Origin of the sequence: Stenotrophomonas sp. SORGH_AS_0321 (assembly GCF_031453215.1) — a bacterium.
GTDB classification, from domain to species: Bacteria; Pseudomonadota; Gammaproteobacteria; order Xanthomonadales; family Xanthomonadaceae; genus Stenotrophomonas; species Stenotrophomonas chelatiphaga.
In genome coordinates this window covers 2727839-2741544 of record NZ_JAVIZG010000001.1, presented here as the reverse complement: position 1 = coordinate 2741544, position 13706 = coordinate 2727839, and the positions used below count along the sequence as shown (strand labels likewise).

Below are 13706 nucleotides of genomic sequence, written 5' to 3'. Positions count from 1 at the left end.
GGTTCAGCGGTTCTGGAACACGGCGGCACGCCGCTCGAGGAAGGCGCTGGTGCCTTCACGCATGTCCTGGGTGGCAAACAGCAGCCCGAACTGCGCACTTTCGTATTCCAGTCCCGATTCCAGGCTGCATTCACCGCCCACGTGCACCGCATCCAGCAGCGCCCGCACGGCCAGCGGCGCCGCGTTTGCCAGCCGTTCGGCAAGTCCGGCTACCCGCGCATCCAGGTCATCGGCGCTGGCGACCTCGTTGACCAGCCCCAGCTGCAGCGCCCGCGCGGCATCGATCGGGGTGCCCAGCAGGCACAGTTCCAGCGCTGCGGCGCGCCCGCACAGGCGCAGCAGGCGCTGGCTGCCGCCGAAGCCGGGAATCAGTCCCAGGGTGATCTCCGGCTGGCCCAGCCGGGCGGTATCGACGGCAATGCGCAGGTGGCAGGCCATGGCCAGTTCCAGCCCGCCGCCCAGCGCGAACCCGTTTACGCGCGCGATGACCGGCTGGGGCATCCGCTCGATCTGACGCATAAGGCGCTGGCCCAGAAAGGAAAAGTCCCGTCCCTCCACGGCCGACAGGGTATTCATCTCGCTGATGTCAGCCCCTGCAACGAAGGCTTTCGGCCCGGCGCCGGTCAGGATCACGACGCGTACGGCCGGGTCCTGGGCGGCCTGCTCGAAGGCTGCAGCCAGTGCGCGCAGGGTTTCCCCGTTGAGCGCATTGAGTTTCTCCGGCCGCTGCACCGTCACGGTGCGGATGAAACCGTGGTCCAATACGACAACGGGGGCGGCAATCGGGGCGTCGGCCACGCTGAATCTCCAGAAACGTTAAAAAATAGTGATGTTGAACTCTTGAAACGCAGTCAGGTCAAAGCCTGCGTTGTCAGTAGCGGAACCCCCCTCGCGGCCGCTATCCTAACCCGTCGCCTCAGGGCGGCGAAAACGCCCCCTGAGTTACCACCCCTGGAGAATTGTTTGATGAAGTTGCGTTCTATCGCGGTCGCCGTCGCGGCCCTGGCCCTGACGGGCAATGCCTTCGCCCAGGACGTTGCGTCCGAAAAGGGCAAGCTCAGCTATTACTTCGGTTACGACTACGGCAACAACCTTGCCGAGCTGACCGGTCGCGGTGAACAGCTGGACATCAACTCGGTGGTGAAGGGCCTGCAGGATGCCTACGCCAAGAAGCAGCCGGCCATCACCGCCGACCAGCTGAAGCCGGCCGTTGAAGCGTTCCAGAAGCGCGAGCAGGGTCGTGCGCAGGCTGCCAAGGCCGAGTACGACAAGGCTGCTGCTGAAAACAAGACCAAGAGCACCCAGTTCCTGGCCACCAACAAGGCCAAGTCGGGCGTGCAGACCCTCGCCAGCGGCGTGCAGTACCGCGTGATCGAAGCCGGCAACGGCGCCAAGCCGACCCAGGCCAGCACCGTGCAGCTGGAAGTGGCCGGTCCGTTCCCGTACGGCACCCGGCCGGCTGAAGCCCGTCCCGCCCAGCAGATTCCTGCGATGAAGCTGAGCGAAGTGGAAATGAAGGCCATGCGCGAGACCCTGCTGCAGATGCCGGCTGGTTCGAAGTGGGAAGTGACCCTGCCGCCGGAACAGGCCTACGGTGCGGACCCGCGTACCCCGTTCCCGCCGAACGTGGCCGTGCAGTTTGAAATCAAGCTGGTCAGCGTCAAGTAATCAGCAACACGGTTCTACCCGACGCGCCGGTGGCTTCCACCGGCGCGTTTTTGTTTGCGCCGGGTGCCGGCCGTGGCCCATTCGCGGTAATGTACGGCGGTGCAAACCACGGAAAAAACAGCACGTGCCGTGCCCAGTCCCTGCATTGGAAAATGCGAACTCGACCCGCATCGGTCGTGCACCGGCTGCCTGCGCAGCATCGACGAAATCGCGCGGTGGTCGTCGATGAGCGAGCGCGAACGACAGCATGTCATGCACCATCGCCTGCCGCTGCGCGAGCAGCTGCGCGCTTCGCTGGAAGGTTCGCTGGCCGACCACCAACGCCTGATGCGCGCGCTGCATCCGCTGGATGCGCCGCCCCAAGGTGATGGCTGGAACCGCAGCGAACTGATCGACCTGCTGCCCCCCGGGCCGCTGGTCGAAGCGGCCGTGCTGGCCGGTATCGTGCCGCGTGCCACCGGCGCGCAGGTGATCCTGACCCGCCGCACCGAAGCGCTGCGCCAGCATGGTGGCCAGGTGGGTTTTCCCGGCGGCCGCACCGAAGCCGACGACGCCGATGCGGTTGCCGCGGCGTTGCGCGAAAGCAACGAAGAGATTGCGTTGGCGGCCGGCCAGGTGCAGGCGCTCGGTTATCTGGATCCGTTCGTTACCATTACCGGTTACCGCGTGACGCCGGTGGTGGCGGTGATCGATCCGGCCTTCAAGCCCATTCCATCCCCTGATGAAGTGGCCGATGTGTTCGAAGTGCCGCTGGATTTCCTGATGTCTCCGGACAACCTGCGCCACGTGGAAATCACCCATCGCGGGCGCGTGCGCCATGTCCTGGAATACAGCTGGCCGGGCCAGCGGATATGGGGCGCCACCGCAGCCATCCTGTACAACCTGCGCCGTCGCCTGGAGCAAGTGCAATGACCGACATTGAAGGACGCTGGAACCCGCTGGTCGACGCCGCATCATTGGCCGCGATGCTCGACGCCGATACGCTGCGCGTGGTGGACGCACGCGCCACCGCCAGCACCGCCGTGCGCGTGGTCGATGCGCGGTTTTCGCTGACCGATGCGCAGGCCGGGGCAGCGCAGTACGCCGCCGGGCACATTCCCGGTGCGGTGCATGCCGACCTCGACCACGATCTTTCAGACAAGCGCAGCGTGGGCCACGGCCGGCATCCGCTGCCGGACAGCGCAACGTTTGCTGCCACCGTCGGTCGCTGGGGCATCGGCCCGGACACGCAGGTGGTGGTGTATGACGCGGCCGAAGGCAGCATGGCCGCCGCACGCCTGTGGTGGCTGCTGCGCTTGATGGGGCATGGGCGGGTGTCCGTGCTTGATGGCGGCTTCGCGGCGTGGCAGCAGGCCGGTCTGCCGGTAAGCACGAAGGTCATCCCCCCCGCCGCACTGCCGCCGTATCCCGGCCAGCTGGATGGCCGCCAAGTGGCGAGTGCGGACGAAGTAGCGATGCGGCTGAAGCATGCCGCCGGCTGGCTGGTCGATGCACGCGCCAACGAACGTTTCCGCGGTGCAGTGGAGCCGCTCGATCCGGTGGCCGGCCACGTACCCGGTGCGGTCAACCGTCCGTTCGCGTTGAACGTGGTGGACGGCAGGATGCGCCCGGCCGATGAGCTGCGCGCCGAACTGCAGCAGGTGATCGGCGCGCATGATCCCGCGCAGGTGGTGCTGATGTGTGGATCGGGCGTTACCGCCTGCCATCTGTTGCTGGCGATGGAATCGGCCGGCCTGCATGGCGCGCGCGTCTACGCCGATTCGTGGAGCGGCTGGATCAGTGACCCGGCCCGGCCGGTGGCGACCGGCGCGTAATCCATCCGTGGTGGCGGGCAGGCGCGCCGCCCTTTTACGGTACTGCGTGGCGGAGCGGGACGCCGGCCAGCACCTCGTGCCATGGGAACAACGGGCCCGGATCGCGCTTGCGCGCCACCGTGATCGCGGCATCGTCGCTGGCCGGGATCTGCTCCAGGTCCAGCTCGTCGTGGCCCACGATGTGGCGCAATGACGGATGGCGCGCCGCCAGCGCGCGCACCAGTACGAGCAGGGCCGCGATCTGCGCGGCGGGGTAGGGTTCCTGCATGGATTGGCAACGGCTGTCGAACCAGTCCGGATAGCGGCCCGTGTTGACCAGCTCGATGCCGATGGACGTCGCGTTCATGCCCCGCACGTGGTGGGCGATGCGCTCGGTGGCCACGTACTGGTACACGCTGCCATCGCGGTCGATGTAGAAGTGCCCGCTGTTGCCGGTCCCGCTTTCGTACAGCGGCTTCTCACCGTACTGGCGTGCCATCGCCAGGTCCGGCAGTTCGGTGCAATGCACCACCACGGTCTGCAGGCTGTCCGTCGCGCGCAGGGGCAGCAGGTCGTGGTAGGGCAGCGGCTGGATCTGCAGCCCGGGAATCAGCGGATTCGGCATGTGCCGATGCTAGCATTGCGCGATGAACTGCATTCCCGAAATGACCGCTGCGCGCGTCCCGACGGTGTCCGCATGAGCCGCGGACACTGCATCCTGTCGCATGGCTTCGAAAGCGGCCCCGATGCCATCAAGGTGACCGCGCTGGCCGACGTGGCCGAGCGGCTTGGCTGGACCCACGAGCGGCCCGACTTCATGGACCTGGATGCCAGGGCGGAGGTGAGCCGGCTCGGCGACGTGCCGGCACGGCTGCAGCGGCTTATCGTGCTGGCCACGGCCGCCGCGGCCCGCGGCCCGGTGGTGCTGGCCGGGTCCAGCCTGGGCGCCTACATCTCCGCCATCGCCTCGCTGCAGGTGCCGGTGGCGGGCCTGTTCCTGATGGTGCCGCCGACCACCATGGGCCCCATGCCCGCGTTGGATGCGGCCGCCGTGCCCACCAGCGTAGTGCACGCCTGGCATGACGAACTGATCCCCGCGACCGCGGTCATCGACTGGGCGCGCAAGCGCTCGGCATCGCTGCTGCTGGTCAACGACGGCCATCGCCTGAACAACCACGTGGCCGAATCCTCGGCCGCCTTCGAAGCCCTGCTGCGCCGCCTGTAAGACGCCGCCCCCGGTAGTGACGGCCGCTGGCCGTCCAGTTCTTGCAGCCGCCGCAGTCCCGGTAGGGACGGCCGCTGGCCGTCCAGCTCCTGCTCCCCGCCGAGCACGGCTCGGCGCCACCAACGGGTTTGCTCTCGGTGACGACCGTTGGTCGTCACGCCCTTTCCCAACGCCCCGAGACCCGTCAGGGCGGTCCGGGCCGCCAGCGATTACAATGGGGCCCCCGTGCCGCCGGCATGGGCGCGGGCCCGTTGCCAGGGCCTGCCCGACCCTGCGCCGCGCAAGCGGCCGCCCCACCTGCGAAACCGATCCCGTGAATTTCTTCGTCTCCTGCGCCAAGGGCCTGGAATACCTGCTTGCCGATGAACTGTCGGCCCTGGGCCTCGCCAAGGCGACCGCTACCATTGCCGGCGCCAACGCCGAAGGTGACCTGGCACAGGCGCAGCGCGTGGTGCTGTGGTCGCGCCTGGCCAGCCGCGTGCTGTGGCCGCTGGCCGAGTTCGAATGCCCCGACGAACAGGCCCTGTATGACGGCGTGCACATGATGCCGTGGCAGGACCACATGAAGCCGGAGATGACCCTGGCCGTGGATGCGCACGTCTCCGGAGACAAGATCACCCACGCGCGCTTTGCCGCGCAGCGGATCAAGGATGCGGTGGTCGACCGCATGCGCAGCGAAGGGCTGGAGCGTCCGTCGGTGAATACCGATCTGCCGGACATCCGCATCAACCTGTCCCTGCGCAAGGGCCGGGCCACGATCTCCATCGACCTCGGGGGTGGCCCGCTGCACCGCCGCGGTTGGCGTGGCGCCGCGCACGATGCGCCGCTGCGCGAAAACCTCGCCGCCGCCGTGCTGCTGCGCGGGCAGTGGCCGCGCCTGCACGCCGCCGGAGGGGGCCTGCTGGACCCGATGTGCGGCAGTGGCACGCTGCTGATCGAAGGCGCCTTGATGGCCGCCGACGTGGCACCCGGACTGATGCGCCATGGCAGCCTGCCGCCGAGCCGCTGGCTGGGCTTTGACAAGGAAAGCTGGAAGGCCCTGCTGGCCGAGGCGCGCGAGCGCGAGACGGCCGGCCTGGCGGCGCTGAAGCCGGTGGTGTTCGGCAGCGACATCGATCCGCTGGCGATTGCCGCGGCGCGCGAAAATGCCGAAGTGGCAGGCGTCGCGCATGCGATCACCTTCACCCGCGCCGATATCGATGACCTGCCGGCGCCGCCGCTGGAGATCGGTACGGTGGTCTGCAACCCGCCCTATGACGAGCGGCTGGCGGCCGATCCAGCACTGTATCGCCGTCTCGGCGATGCGCTGCAGAAGGCCGTGCCGCAGTGGCGCGCCAGCCTGCTGTGTGGCGATGACGAACTGGCCTTCGCCACCGGCCTGCGCGCCGGCAAGAAGTACCAGATGTTCAACGGTGCGCTGGAGTGCGCGCTGATCGTCTGTGATCCGGTGGCCGTGCCCAAGCGCGACCCGGCCGTGCCGCGCGAGCTGAGCGAAGGCGCGCAGATGGTGGCCAACCGCATCCGCAAGAACCTGAAGAAGTTCAAGACCTGGCGAGCGCGCGAGCAGGTGAGCTGCTTCCGTGCCTACGATGCAGACCTGCCCGAATACGCGGCGGCCATCGACGTGTACCAGGAAGACGGCGGCAAGGGCCGCACCTTCCTGCACGTGCAGGAATACGCCCCGCCGGCGACCATCCCGGAGAACGACGTGCGCCGCCGCCGCAACGAACTGCTGTCGGCCGCGCGCGAGGTATTCCAGGTTCCGCCGGAGCAGGTGGCGCTGAAGTCGCGCGAGCGCGGCAAGGGCGGCAGCAAGTACGGTCGCTTCGAGCGGCGCGATGAGTTCCTCATCGTGCGCGAGAACGACGCGCTGCTGCGGGTGAACCTGTTCGATTACCTCGATACCGGCCTGTTCCTGGACCACCGTCCGCTGCGCCGCACGATGGCCGAACAGATCCGCGGCAAGCATTTCCTCAATCTGTTCTGCTATACCGGCGTGGCCAGTGTGCAGGCGGCGGTGGCGGGTGCGGCCAGCACCACCAGCGTGGACCTGTCGGCGACCTACCTGCAGTGGTGCTACGACAACCTGGCCTTGAACGGGCAGGGCGGCAACCAGCACCTGCTGGTGCAGGCCGATGCGATGGCGTGGCTGGAGGCCGACGAAGGCCGGTACGACGTGATCTTCTGCGATCCGCCGACCTTCTCCAACTCCGCGCGTGCCGAAGATTTCGACGTGCAGCGCGAGCAGCTGCGGCTGCTGCGTGCGGCCGTGGCGCGGCTGGCACCGGGTGGCGTGCTGTACTTCTCCAACAACTTCCGCCGCTTCAAGCTGGAAGAAAACGCGATCGCCGCGTTCGCCACCTGCCGCGAGATCAGCCCACGCACCATCGGGCCGGATTTCGAACGCAACGCGCGCATCCATCGCGCATGGGAACTGCGCGCGCTCTGATCGCCCCGGGTGGGTCGCGCCCGCCGTTCCCCGGTAGCGCCGAGCCATGCTCGGCGAGCGCAGCGGTAGAAGCGTGACGGCCAGCGGCCGTCACTACCTCACACCAACGCCACCACCAGCCCCAGTACCGGCAACGCCAGCGCCGCCGGCGCGATCCAGCGCGGCTTCCACGGATACAGCCCGAAGGCCAGCAGCAGCCCGGCGATGGTCATCGTGCCCAGCCACAGCACCGGGCCCATCGCCCAGCCGTGGTCGACCACGCTCAAGCCGAATGCCACGCCCAGCAGCACCCAGCCCAGCACCGACCACTGCCGGCGCCGCGACAGCGGCGCGGCCTGCTTGCCATGCAGGTCCAGCTGGTGCTTTTCCATCGCCAGCGACAACGCCGCGAACGCGCTGAAGGACACGCCCAACGCCAGCAGCATCATGCCTTCGCCTCCATCGCCACCGCACTGCCCGCGGCAGCGGCGGCCGCTCGTTTTTTCTTCTCCGCCGCGCTCAACGGCGGCGTCCAGCGCTGCATCCTCCAGCCGCACATCGCCAGCATCGCGCCGAAGGCCAGCATCACCAGGTCGAAGCCGGCCAGTACCCAGTCGCCGGCCGGCACGGTCACGCCCAGATGGGCGTGCGTGGTCAGCGCATTGAGCAGCGGCAACAGCGCGAACAAGGCCGCACCGAGGTACAGCTGCCACGTCCACATGACCCGCTTCGGCCAGACGAACGCGGCCAGCAGGGCCGCACCCCAGGCGTAGAAGAACACGCTTACCTCGGCGTCGGCGCGCTCGGGCAGCTGCAGCGGCAGCAGCCGGTTACCCCAGAAGTACGCTGCGAACGCGATCGGCAGGCCGGCCACCGCGCCGATGTTCAGCGCGTCCACCAGCCGCAGGCCGAAGCCGATCCGGCCACTCTTGGCATGTTTCGGCCGCTCCTTGACCGCCCACAGCACCACGCCGCTGGCCACCATCAGGCAGCCGGTCAGGCCGGACAGGAAGAAGAACGCACGCAGTCCCCAGTCGGCGAAGTGGGCCAGGTGCAGTCCGTACATCACCCCGCGCGTCGCAGTGGCCGCGCCGGAGGCCGGTGATTCCATCAGCAGCTTGCCGGTCACCATGTCGTAGCGCAGCGCCGGCGTATCGATGGACAGGCGTCGACCATCGCGCTGGCGGATGTCGATCACCGCATTGGCCGCGCCCGGGCTGGTGACGCTGAAGCCGGATACATCCACGCCCTTCCAGTGCGTGCGCGCGCTGTCCAGCAACTGTTGGATCGGCAGCGGTGCAGCGCGTCCTTCAGCCGGTGCGCTGACCTCGGGCATGCCGCCGAACGCTTCGCTGAAGAACGCATCTTCATCAGTGGGGTAGGCCGCCTTGATGCCCCACGGCAGGTACATCACCATCAACGTGACGATGCCTGTGTAGGTGATCATCGCGTGGTACGGCAACGCCATCACCGCGCTGACGTTGTGGAAATCAAGCCAGGAGCGCAGGCCCTTGTCTTTGCGGAAGGTGAAGAAGTCCTTGAAGATCTTCTTGTGGGTGATGACCCCGGTGATGATCGCTACCAGCATGAACATCGCGCAGAAACCCACCAGGTAACGTGCCCACAGCACCGGGATGTAGTGCAGGTCGAAGTGCAGGCGGTAGAAGAATTCGCCGCCGCGGGTTTCGCGCGCCTCCAGCTTTTCGCCGGTGTTGGGATCTACCGTGGCATCACCGAAGCGTCCGCCACCGCGGCGGCGGCGCTCGCCTTCCACCGGCGGTTTGACCATCGATTCCGGATTGCGCCAGAACATCCGCATGGCCGGGTTGCGCGGGTCGGGCAGGGTGACGAACCAGGTCTCGGCCCGGCCGGCATGTTCCTGCAGGTAGTGCACCGCGCGCTCGGCGGCGACGTCGGTACTGACCGTGGTGGCCGGCAGTTCCGGGCGCATCCAGCGGCTGATTTCCTCGCGGTAGTAGCTGGCCGTGCCGGCCATGAAGATCAACAACAGCAGCCAGCCGACCAGCAGGCCGGTCCAGGTGTGCAGCCAGGCCATCGACTGGCGGAATCCGTTTTTCATGCCCACGCTCCCAGTGCCCATGCAACCGCCGCCATCACTACCGTGGGCAGCGCGATGCCCAGCCAGGCACGCAACGCGGTACGGCTGGCGAAGGCCCACAGCGCCGCACAGGCACAGACCACGATCGCCACCAGCATGCCGGTCAGCACGGTCTGGCCGCGCGCGCCGGGCAACGCCAGCGCGCAGAACACGCAGGTCACCGCGGCCAGCGCGTAGCCACCGAAGATGGCGGCCATGCTGCGCGAAAACACACCCCAGCCGGGGTGGGCGAAGAACGTGGCCAGGCGGGCGCTGGCGGTCGTGCTGGCAGAAGGAGGCGAGCGGTCCACGGTGATCCTGCAGTTGCGGTTGATGGCATCGCTGCCGGTGGAGAGGGGGCCATCCGTGGCCGGCCACCGGCACCTCGCCGGCGGCATCCATCAGATCGTCAGAGCTTCCAGCGCAGCGTCATGGTCACGTTGCGGGGTTCGCCCCAGTAGACACCCTGGTAGAAGCCGACATTGTTGTAGTACTCCTTGTCCAGCACGTTGTTGATGTTGAGCTGGGCACTGAAGTTTTCGTTGAAGCGGTAACCGGCCGACAGGTTCACCAGGTAGAACGCATCCTGTTCGATGCGCGCGCTTTCGGTGCGGCCGCTGGTCAGGTAGTCCGCGCGCGGCTTGGTGCTGTTGTTCCAGATGCCGCTCTGCCAGGTCGCGCCGCCGCCCAGCCAGAAGCGGCCCTCGGCGCCGCCCGGACGCCAGCTGGCGTTGAGCCGGAAGGTGTCCTGCGGGTTGGTGGTCTTCTGCAGCACGCCGGCGCGGTTGCGGATGGTGGTGTGGGCAAAGCCGGCGGAGAGGTTCCAGTGCTCGCCGATGCTGCCCTGGGTTTCCAGCTCCCAGCCTTTCACCTTGTTGCCCTTGCCGGTGGAACGGTAGGCCTGGCTGCCATCGGGCAGCGACGACGGCGGCACCGAATCATCGATCTCGGCCACGTTGTCCTGCTCGCCTTCGAAGATCGCCGCGGATGCGTTGAGCAGCCCGCCGAAGAACTCGGCTTTCAGGCCGCCTTCCCACATCGTGCCGACCACCGGTTCCAGGTAATCCCCATTGCGGTCGCGGTAGTTCTGCGGCTGGAAGATGTCGGTGTAGCTGACGTAGCCGCTGAAGATCGTGTTGAAGTCGTACACCAGTCCCAGGTACGGGGTCAGCGAATCGTCAGGCTTGTAGCCGGTGCGGGTGGTGGCGGTCAGGTTGCCGGCGGTGTCATGGGTGTAACGCCAGGTCCTGGTTTCCCAGCTGCCATAACGGGCACCGACCACGGCCAGCAGCGGATCAGCCAGCTGCAGCCGTGCGGCCACGTAGGCGGCGCTCTGCTTCAGCTCGTTCTCCGACGCCAGGTAGCCCAGCCGGGTGACCGGCAGCCGCGGCACATCGCCGGTCCAGTTGCGCCAGTCCGGCACCACCGCATAGGCGGTGGTGTAGTCGAAGTCGAGCGCATCGGATTCGCCCTTGCGCACCGACTGGCCCAGCCCGAACACCAGTTCGTGGTTGCGCCCGAACAGCTTGAACGGACCGCTGACGTTGAGGTCGAACACATCCATCGTGCTCTGCTCGTTGAAGTGCGAAACGTAGGCCGACACGCCGGTACCGTCCGGGCGTGGGTAGCCCTGCGCGCCATACCAGACGCTGCCATCGGTATCGCGGTCGGCGTGGGTCAGGTTGGCCTTGGCCGACCAGCCGTTGCCGAGCTGCTGCTCCAGGCGTACGAAGCTGGTCTTTTCAATGATCGGCCAGGCACTCCACGATGCCGACAGGTTGGTCGAGCGCGGCAGGTTGGCCGGCTTGCCATCGGCGCCCCAGTACGGCACCACGCCCCAGGTCACCCCGGAAGTGTGCGGCGACTGGTACTCGTAGCCCAGTTCCAGCAGGGTGCTGTCGGTGACGTCGGCCTGTACGATGCCGTAGAACACGTCCTTGTCCAGCTTGTACACATCGCGGAAGGAATCGCTCTGCTGCTTGGCCGCGACCACGCGCGCCCGGATGCGCCCGTCCAGCGCCACCGGACCGCCGAGGTCGGCTTCCAGGCGCTGGTTGCCCCAGCGGCCCACGGTCAGGTTGGCACCGGCCTGGAAGGTATCGGTGGGGCGCTTGCGCACGAAGCTGATGGTGCCCGACGGATCGCCGGCACCGGTGGTCAGGCCGGTCGCACCGCGGATCACTTCGATACGCTCGTAGATCACGCTGTCGGTGTTGGTCTTGATCGACCCACCGAAGGTGTTGAGCATGCCATCGACCTGGAAATTGGTGATGTTGTAGCCGCGCGACACATAGTTGATGCGCTCGCTGTCGGTGACCGAAACGTGCACGCCGGTGACCTGGCCCATGACATCGGACAGCGCGAACAGGCCCATGTCGTCCAGCCGCTGGCGGGTGATAACGGTCACCGACTGCGGCGTTTCGCGCAGCGAAAGGTCCAGCTTGGTGGCGGTGCTGGCGTGCTTGACCGTATAACCGTTCTTGATCTCGCCATCGGCGGTGACCTGCACGGCATCCAGGGTGCGCGCGGAGGCATCGGCCGGGGTGTCGGCGTGGGCGGTGGAAGCGAGCAGCAGGCTGCCGATGGCAAGCGCGAGCAGCGAACGGGGCGGAGCGTTGAACAGCGACGACATGAGGGATGCGATTCCATGCAGGTAAGAAAGCCGGCGATGGAAGTGGCCGCGCAGGCGCGCAGGCCCAGCGCCAGGATGCAGCGCCCGCTCCCATCGTCACCGCACCGGATGAGGCGGCGAACGTTAGCTGGTACACGGGGCGGCAACGGCGGAACGGGTCCGCGACTGACTGGCTGGGCGTACGAAGTGACTAAATGATAAGTATTCGCATTTAGTTAAGCAAGCGTTTTCAGTACGGTCACACGCGTGACCGCACGGGCTTTCAGCGCACCGCGCAGGCGCGGTGGATTTCCTGGTCGATGCGGGCCGGCGCGCTGCGGCCGGTGAACACTTCGGCCATTTCCTTGCGCAGTCGTGCGTCTTCGCAGGATTGCGGATCGACCACGTTGTCGATCACCGTGCCGCGCACGTCGGGCTGATCGTAGCCGGCGCCCTCGCGCACCCAACGGCGTGCCTGCGACGATTCCTGCGCCACGCGGATCCGGTCGGCAGTGGTCAGCCTGGGATCACGCACCACTGGGCGGCTCACCCCGGTGTCCTGTTCCTTCGGGCAGGGCACCGACTGGTAGGCCACCTGCTGGCCATCGCTGCACTTGTACACGCGTTGCGCGTGCGCCTGCGTTGCCAGCGCACACAGCGCCAGCGTCATCAACATCCTGGTCATGGATCCCCCCGGCGCACCGCCTTGGCGCGCGATGCGCGGGAGAATACCCTATTCAGGGAGCGTCAACACCTATGTTTGTGTAGAACCCGGCACAGTAGCGCTGCCCCTTGCGGCTCAGGTTGAATCGCTGGCAATTGGTGTCGTAACTGAAACCTGTCGCGGTGATCAGATAACTGGACAGCGTGACGCCGTTCAGATGGTGCTGGCTGCCATTGGATTTCAGCGACCAATGCTCATGCGGCCCGGTCGAGGAGCCGCCATCGCACAACGCCTGGCCCCGCGTATTGGCCGGATTGGCAATGGGTTCATTGGCGGCCACCGTGGCGCCGGTGGGCTGACGGATGTTCATCAGGTGGTAATAGGTCGTGGACCACCCGCCTTCATGCACGACCTCGGCCATGCACGACGAATGGCGCTTGAACCTGCCCGCTGCAGAGGACGTTACCCAGTTGTTGTTCTGGTTGCTGCCCCATCCTCCGCCGACGGACATGTCCAGCGACGACATCGGGAAGCGGCCGCTGCCGGAATGGGTGTGCGCCCCGCCTACGTGCCACCGCGCATTGAGCGGATAGGGAAACTGCAGCAGATTGGTGGGAGGGGTAACTGCGCGAGGCTGCGGCAGCGCCGTGCGCGAGCGCAGCGCCACCTGCCGGGTGCTGCCGAACAGCCGGCGATAGACGTCGTTGAACCCGGCGCCGGCCAGCGCGACAGCACGCGTGTCGTCCATGCCTGACAACGCGTACAGGGTACGCAGCGGATTGTCGCCGGACAGCGCCACTGGCCCCTTGGTGCTGGTGTCATTGGCGTCGTACATCGCATCACGCAGGGACTCGGCCACTTCCCGCAGCTGCGGCCCGAAGCCGGTGGTGGCGACCAGCGTACCGAACGGCCGGTCCAGGCGTGCAGGCGGAGCATCCTGATTGCCGACCACGCCTGTCTGCAGTTCCATCAGGGCGAGCAGGACGCGCGGACTGATGCCGCTGTAGCCTGCCCAGTGCGAAAGTGTTTCGGCATGCGGGCTGAGCTGTGGGGCATGCCCGGCCAGCCACGTGGCAATATCGAAATCAAACATTTCGTCGTACTGGTACACCAGGTCCTCGCTTTTCAGGGATGGTGCGTCGGCGTGTGCCGTGGACAGGGTCGATGCTGCGCAGAGAGCAGCAAGGAGTAGCGGTTTCATCAGTCGGCGCGCAGGAAG

The 13706-nt window shown here is 67.1% G+C and carries 13 protein-coding genes; 5 read left to right on the top strand and 8 right to left on the bottom strand.

Annotated features, from left to right (window positions below; translation table 11 throughout):
- Positions 1-3: 3 nt before the first annotated feature.
- Positions 4-783 carry an enoyl-CoA hydratase-related protein gene (locus QE373_RS12365; RefSeq protein WP_309689774.1) on the bottom strand — a complete coding sequence of 260 codons (780 nt, stop codon included), beginning with the start codon at positions 781-783 and terminating at the stop codon, positions 4-6.
- Positions 784-966: 183 nt separating this feature from the next.
- Between QE373_RS12365 and QE373_RS12360 the strand changes: the two genes are divergently transcribed.
- From QE373_RS12360 to QE373_RS12350, 3 genes are all read left to right on the top strand, one after another.
- On the top strand, positions 967-1668 hold the full coding sequence (locus QE373_RS12360; RefSeq protein ID WP_057507738.1) for an FKBP-type peptidyl-prolyl cis-trans isomerase: 702 nt from the start codon (positions 967-969) through the stop codon (positions 1666-1668).
- Positions 1669-1767: 99 nt separating this feature from the next.
- On the top strand, positions 1768-2580 hold the full coding sequence (locus tag QE373_RS12355) for a CoA pyrophosphatase (RefSeq protein WP_057507739.1): 813 nt from the start codon (positions 1768-1770) through the stop codon (positions 2578-2580).
- Positions 2577-3482: a sulfurtransferase gene (locus QE373_RS12350; RefSeq protein ID WP_309686966.1), complete on the top strand. Its 906-nt coding sequence runs from the start codon at positions 2577-2579 to the stop codon at positions 3480-3482. Before QE373_RS12355 ends, QE373_RS12350 begins: the two co-directional genes overlap by 4 nt.
- Positions 3483-3516: 34 nt before the next feature.
- Here the strand turns inward: QE373_RS12350 and QE373_RS12345 are convergent, their stop codons facing one another.
- Positions 3517-4086, bottom strand: a complete 570-nt coding sequence (locus tag QE373_RS12345) for an N-acetylmuramoyl-L-alanine amidase (RefSeq protein ID WP_309686964.1) — start codon at positions 4084-4086, stop codon at positions 3517-3519.
- A gap of 72 nt (positions 4087-4158) precedes the next feature.
- Between QE373_RS12345 and QE373_RS12340 the strand changes: the two genes are divergently transcribed.
- Positions 4159-4686 (top strand): hypothetical protein, encoded by a 528-nt coding sequence (locus tag QE373_RS12340; RefSeq protein ID WP_309686963.1) that lies wholly within the window; start codon positions 4159-4161, stop codon positions 4684-4686.
- Positions 4687-4999: 313 nt separating this feature from the next.
- Positions 5000-7135: a bifunctional 23S rRNA (guanine(2069)-N(7))-methyltransferase RlmK/23S rRNA (guanine(2445)-N(2))-methyltransferase RlmL gene (rlmKL, locus tag QE373_RS12335; protein WP_309686961.1), complete on the top strand. Its 2136-nt coding sequence runs from the start codon at positions 5000-5002 to the stop codon at positions 7133-7135.
- Positions 7136-7233: 98 nt separating this feature from the next.
- On the opposite strand, the gene QE373_RS12330 is transcribed toward rlmKL, so the two are convergent.
- The 6 genes from QE373_RS12330 to QE373_RS12305 form a co-directional block, all read right to left on the bottom strand.
- On the bottom strand, positions 7234-7563 hold the full coding sequence (locus QE373_RS12330) for a DUF3325 domain-containing protein (RefSeq protein WP_309686959.1): 330 nt from the start codon (positions 7561-7563) through the stop codon (positions 7234-7236).
- Complete coding sequence (locus QE373_RS12325; protein WP_309686957.1) at positions 7560-9194, bottom strand: PepSY-associated TM helix domain-containing protein; 1635 nt, start codon at positions 9192-9194, stop codon at positions 7560-7562. The genes QE373_RS12330 and QE373_RS12325 overlap by 4 nt, the downstream gene beginning before the upstream one ends.
- Complete coding sequence (locus tag QE373_RS12320; protein WP_309686954.1) at positions 9191-9523, bottom strand: DUF3649 domain-containing protein; 333 nt, start codon at positions 9521-9523, stop codon at positions 9191-9193. Before QE373_RS12320 ends, QE373_RS12325 begins: the two co-directional genes overlap by 4 nt.
- Before the next feature lie 98 nt (positions 9524-9621).
- A complete protein-coding gene (locus tag QE373_RS12315; protein ID WP_057507746.1) occupies positions 9622-11844 on the bottom strand; it encodes a TonB-dependent siderophore receptor in 2223 nt (740 codons plus the stop codon).
- Positions 11845-12106: 262 nt separating this feature from the next.
- The gene (locus QE373_RS12310; RefSeq protein ID WP_309686951.1) at positions 12107-12508 is read right to left on the bottom strand and encodes a hypothetical protein; all 402 of its coding nucleotides are present in this window, start codon (positions 12506-12508) and stop codon (positions 12107-12109) included.
- 52 nt (positions 12509-12560) lie between these two features.
- Entirely contained in the window at positions 12561-13688 is a 1128-nt protein-coding gene (locus QE373_RS12305; protein ID WP_309686948.1) for a M23 family metallopeptidase, read from the bottom strand.
- Between the last annotated feature and the right edge of the window lie 18 nt (positions 13689-13706).

Bases quoted from the DNA above. Each gene is read 5' to 3' on its own strand.
- QE373_RS12315 (WP_057507746.1), bottom strand. From the start codon at position 11,844: ATGTCGTCGCTGTTCAACGCTCCGCCCCGTTCGCTGCTCGCGCTTGCC.
- QE373_RS12360 (WP_057507738.1), top strand. From the start codon at position 967: ATGAAGTTGCGTTCTATCGCGGTCGCCGTCGCGGCCCTGGCCCTGACG.
- QE373_RS12305 (WP_309686948.1), bottom strand. From the start codon at position 13,688: ATGAAACCGCTACTCCTTGCTGCTCTCTGCGCAGCATCGACCCTGTCC.
- QE373_RS12340 (WP_309686963.1), top strand. From the start codon at position 4,159: ATGAGCCGCGGACACTGCATCCTGTCGCATGGCTTCGAAAGCGGCCCC.
- QE373_RS12330 (WP_309686959.1), bottom strand. From the start codon at position 7,563: ATGATGCTGCTGGCGTTGGGCGTGTCCTTCAGCGCGTTCGCGGCGTTG.
- QE373_RS12325 (WP_309686957.1), bottom strand. From the start codon at position 9,194: ATGAAAAACGGATTCCGCCAGTCGATGGCCTGGCTGCACACCTGGACC.
- QE373_RS12345 (WP_309686964.1), bottom strand. From the start codon at position 4,086: ATGCCGAATCCGCTGATTCCCGGGCTGCAGATCCAGCCGCTGCCCTAC.
- QE373_RS12310 (WP_309686951.1), bottom strand. From the start codon at position 12,508: ATGACCAGGATGTTGATGACGCTGGCGCTGTGTGCGCTGGCAACGCAG.
- QE373_RS12350 (WP_309686966.1), top strand. From the start codon at position 2,577: ATGACCGACATTGAAGGACGCTGGAACCCGCTGGTCGACGCCGCATCA.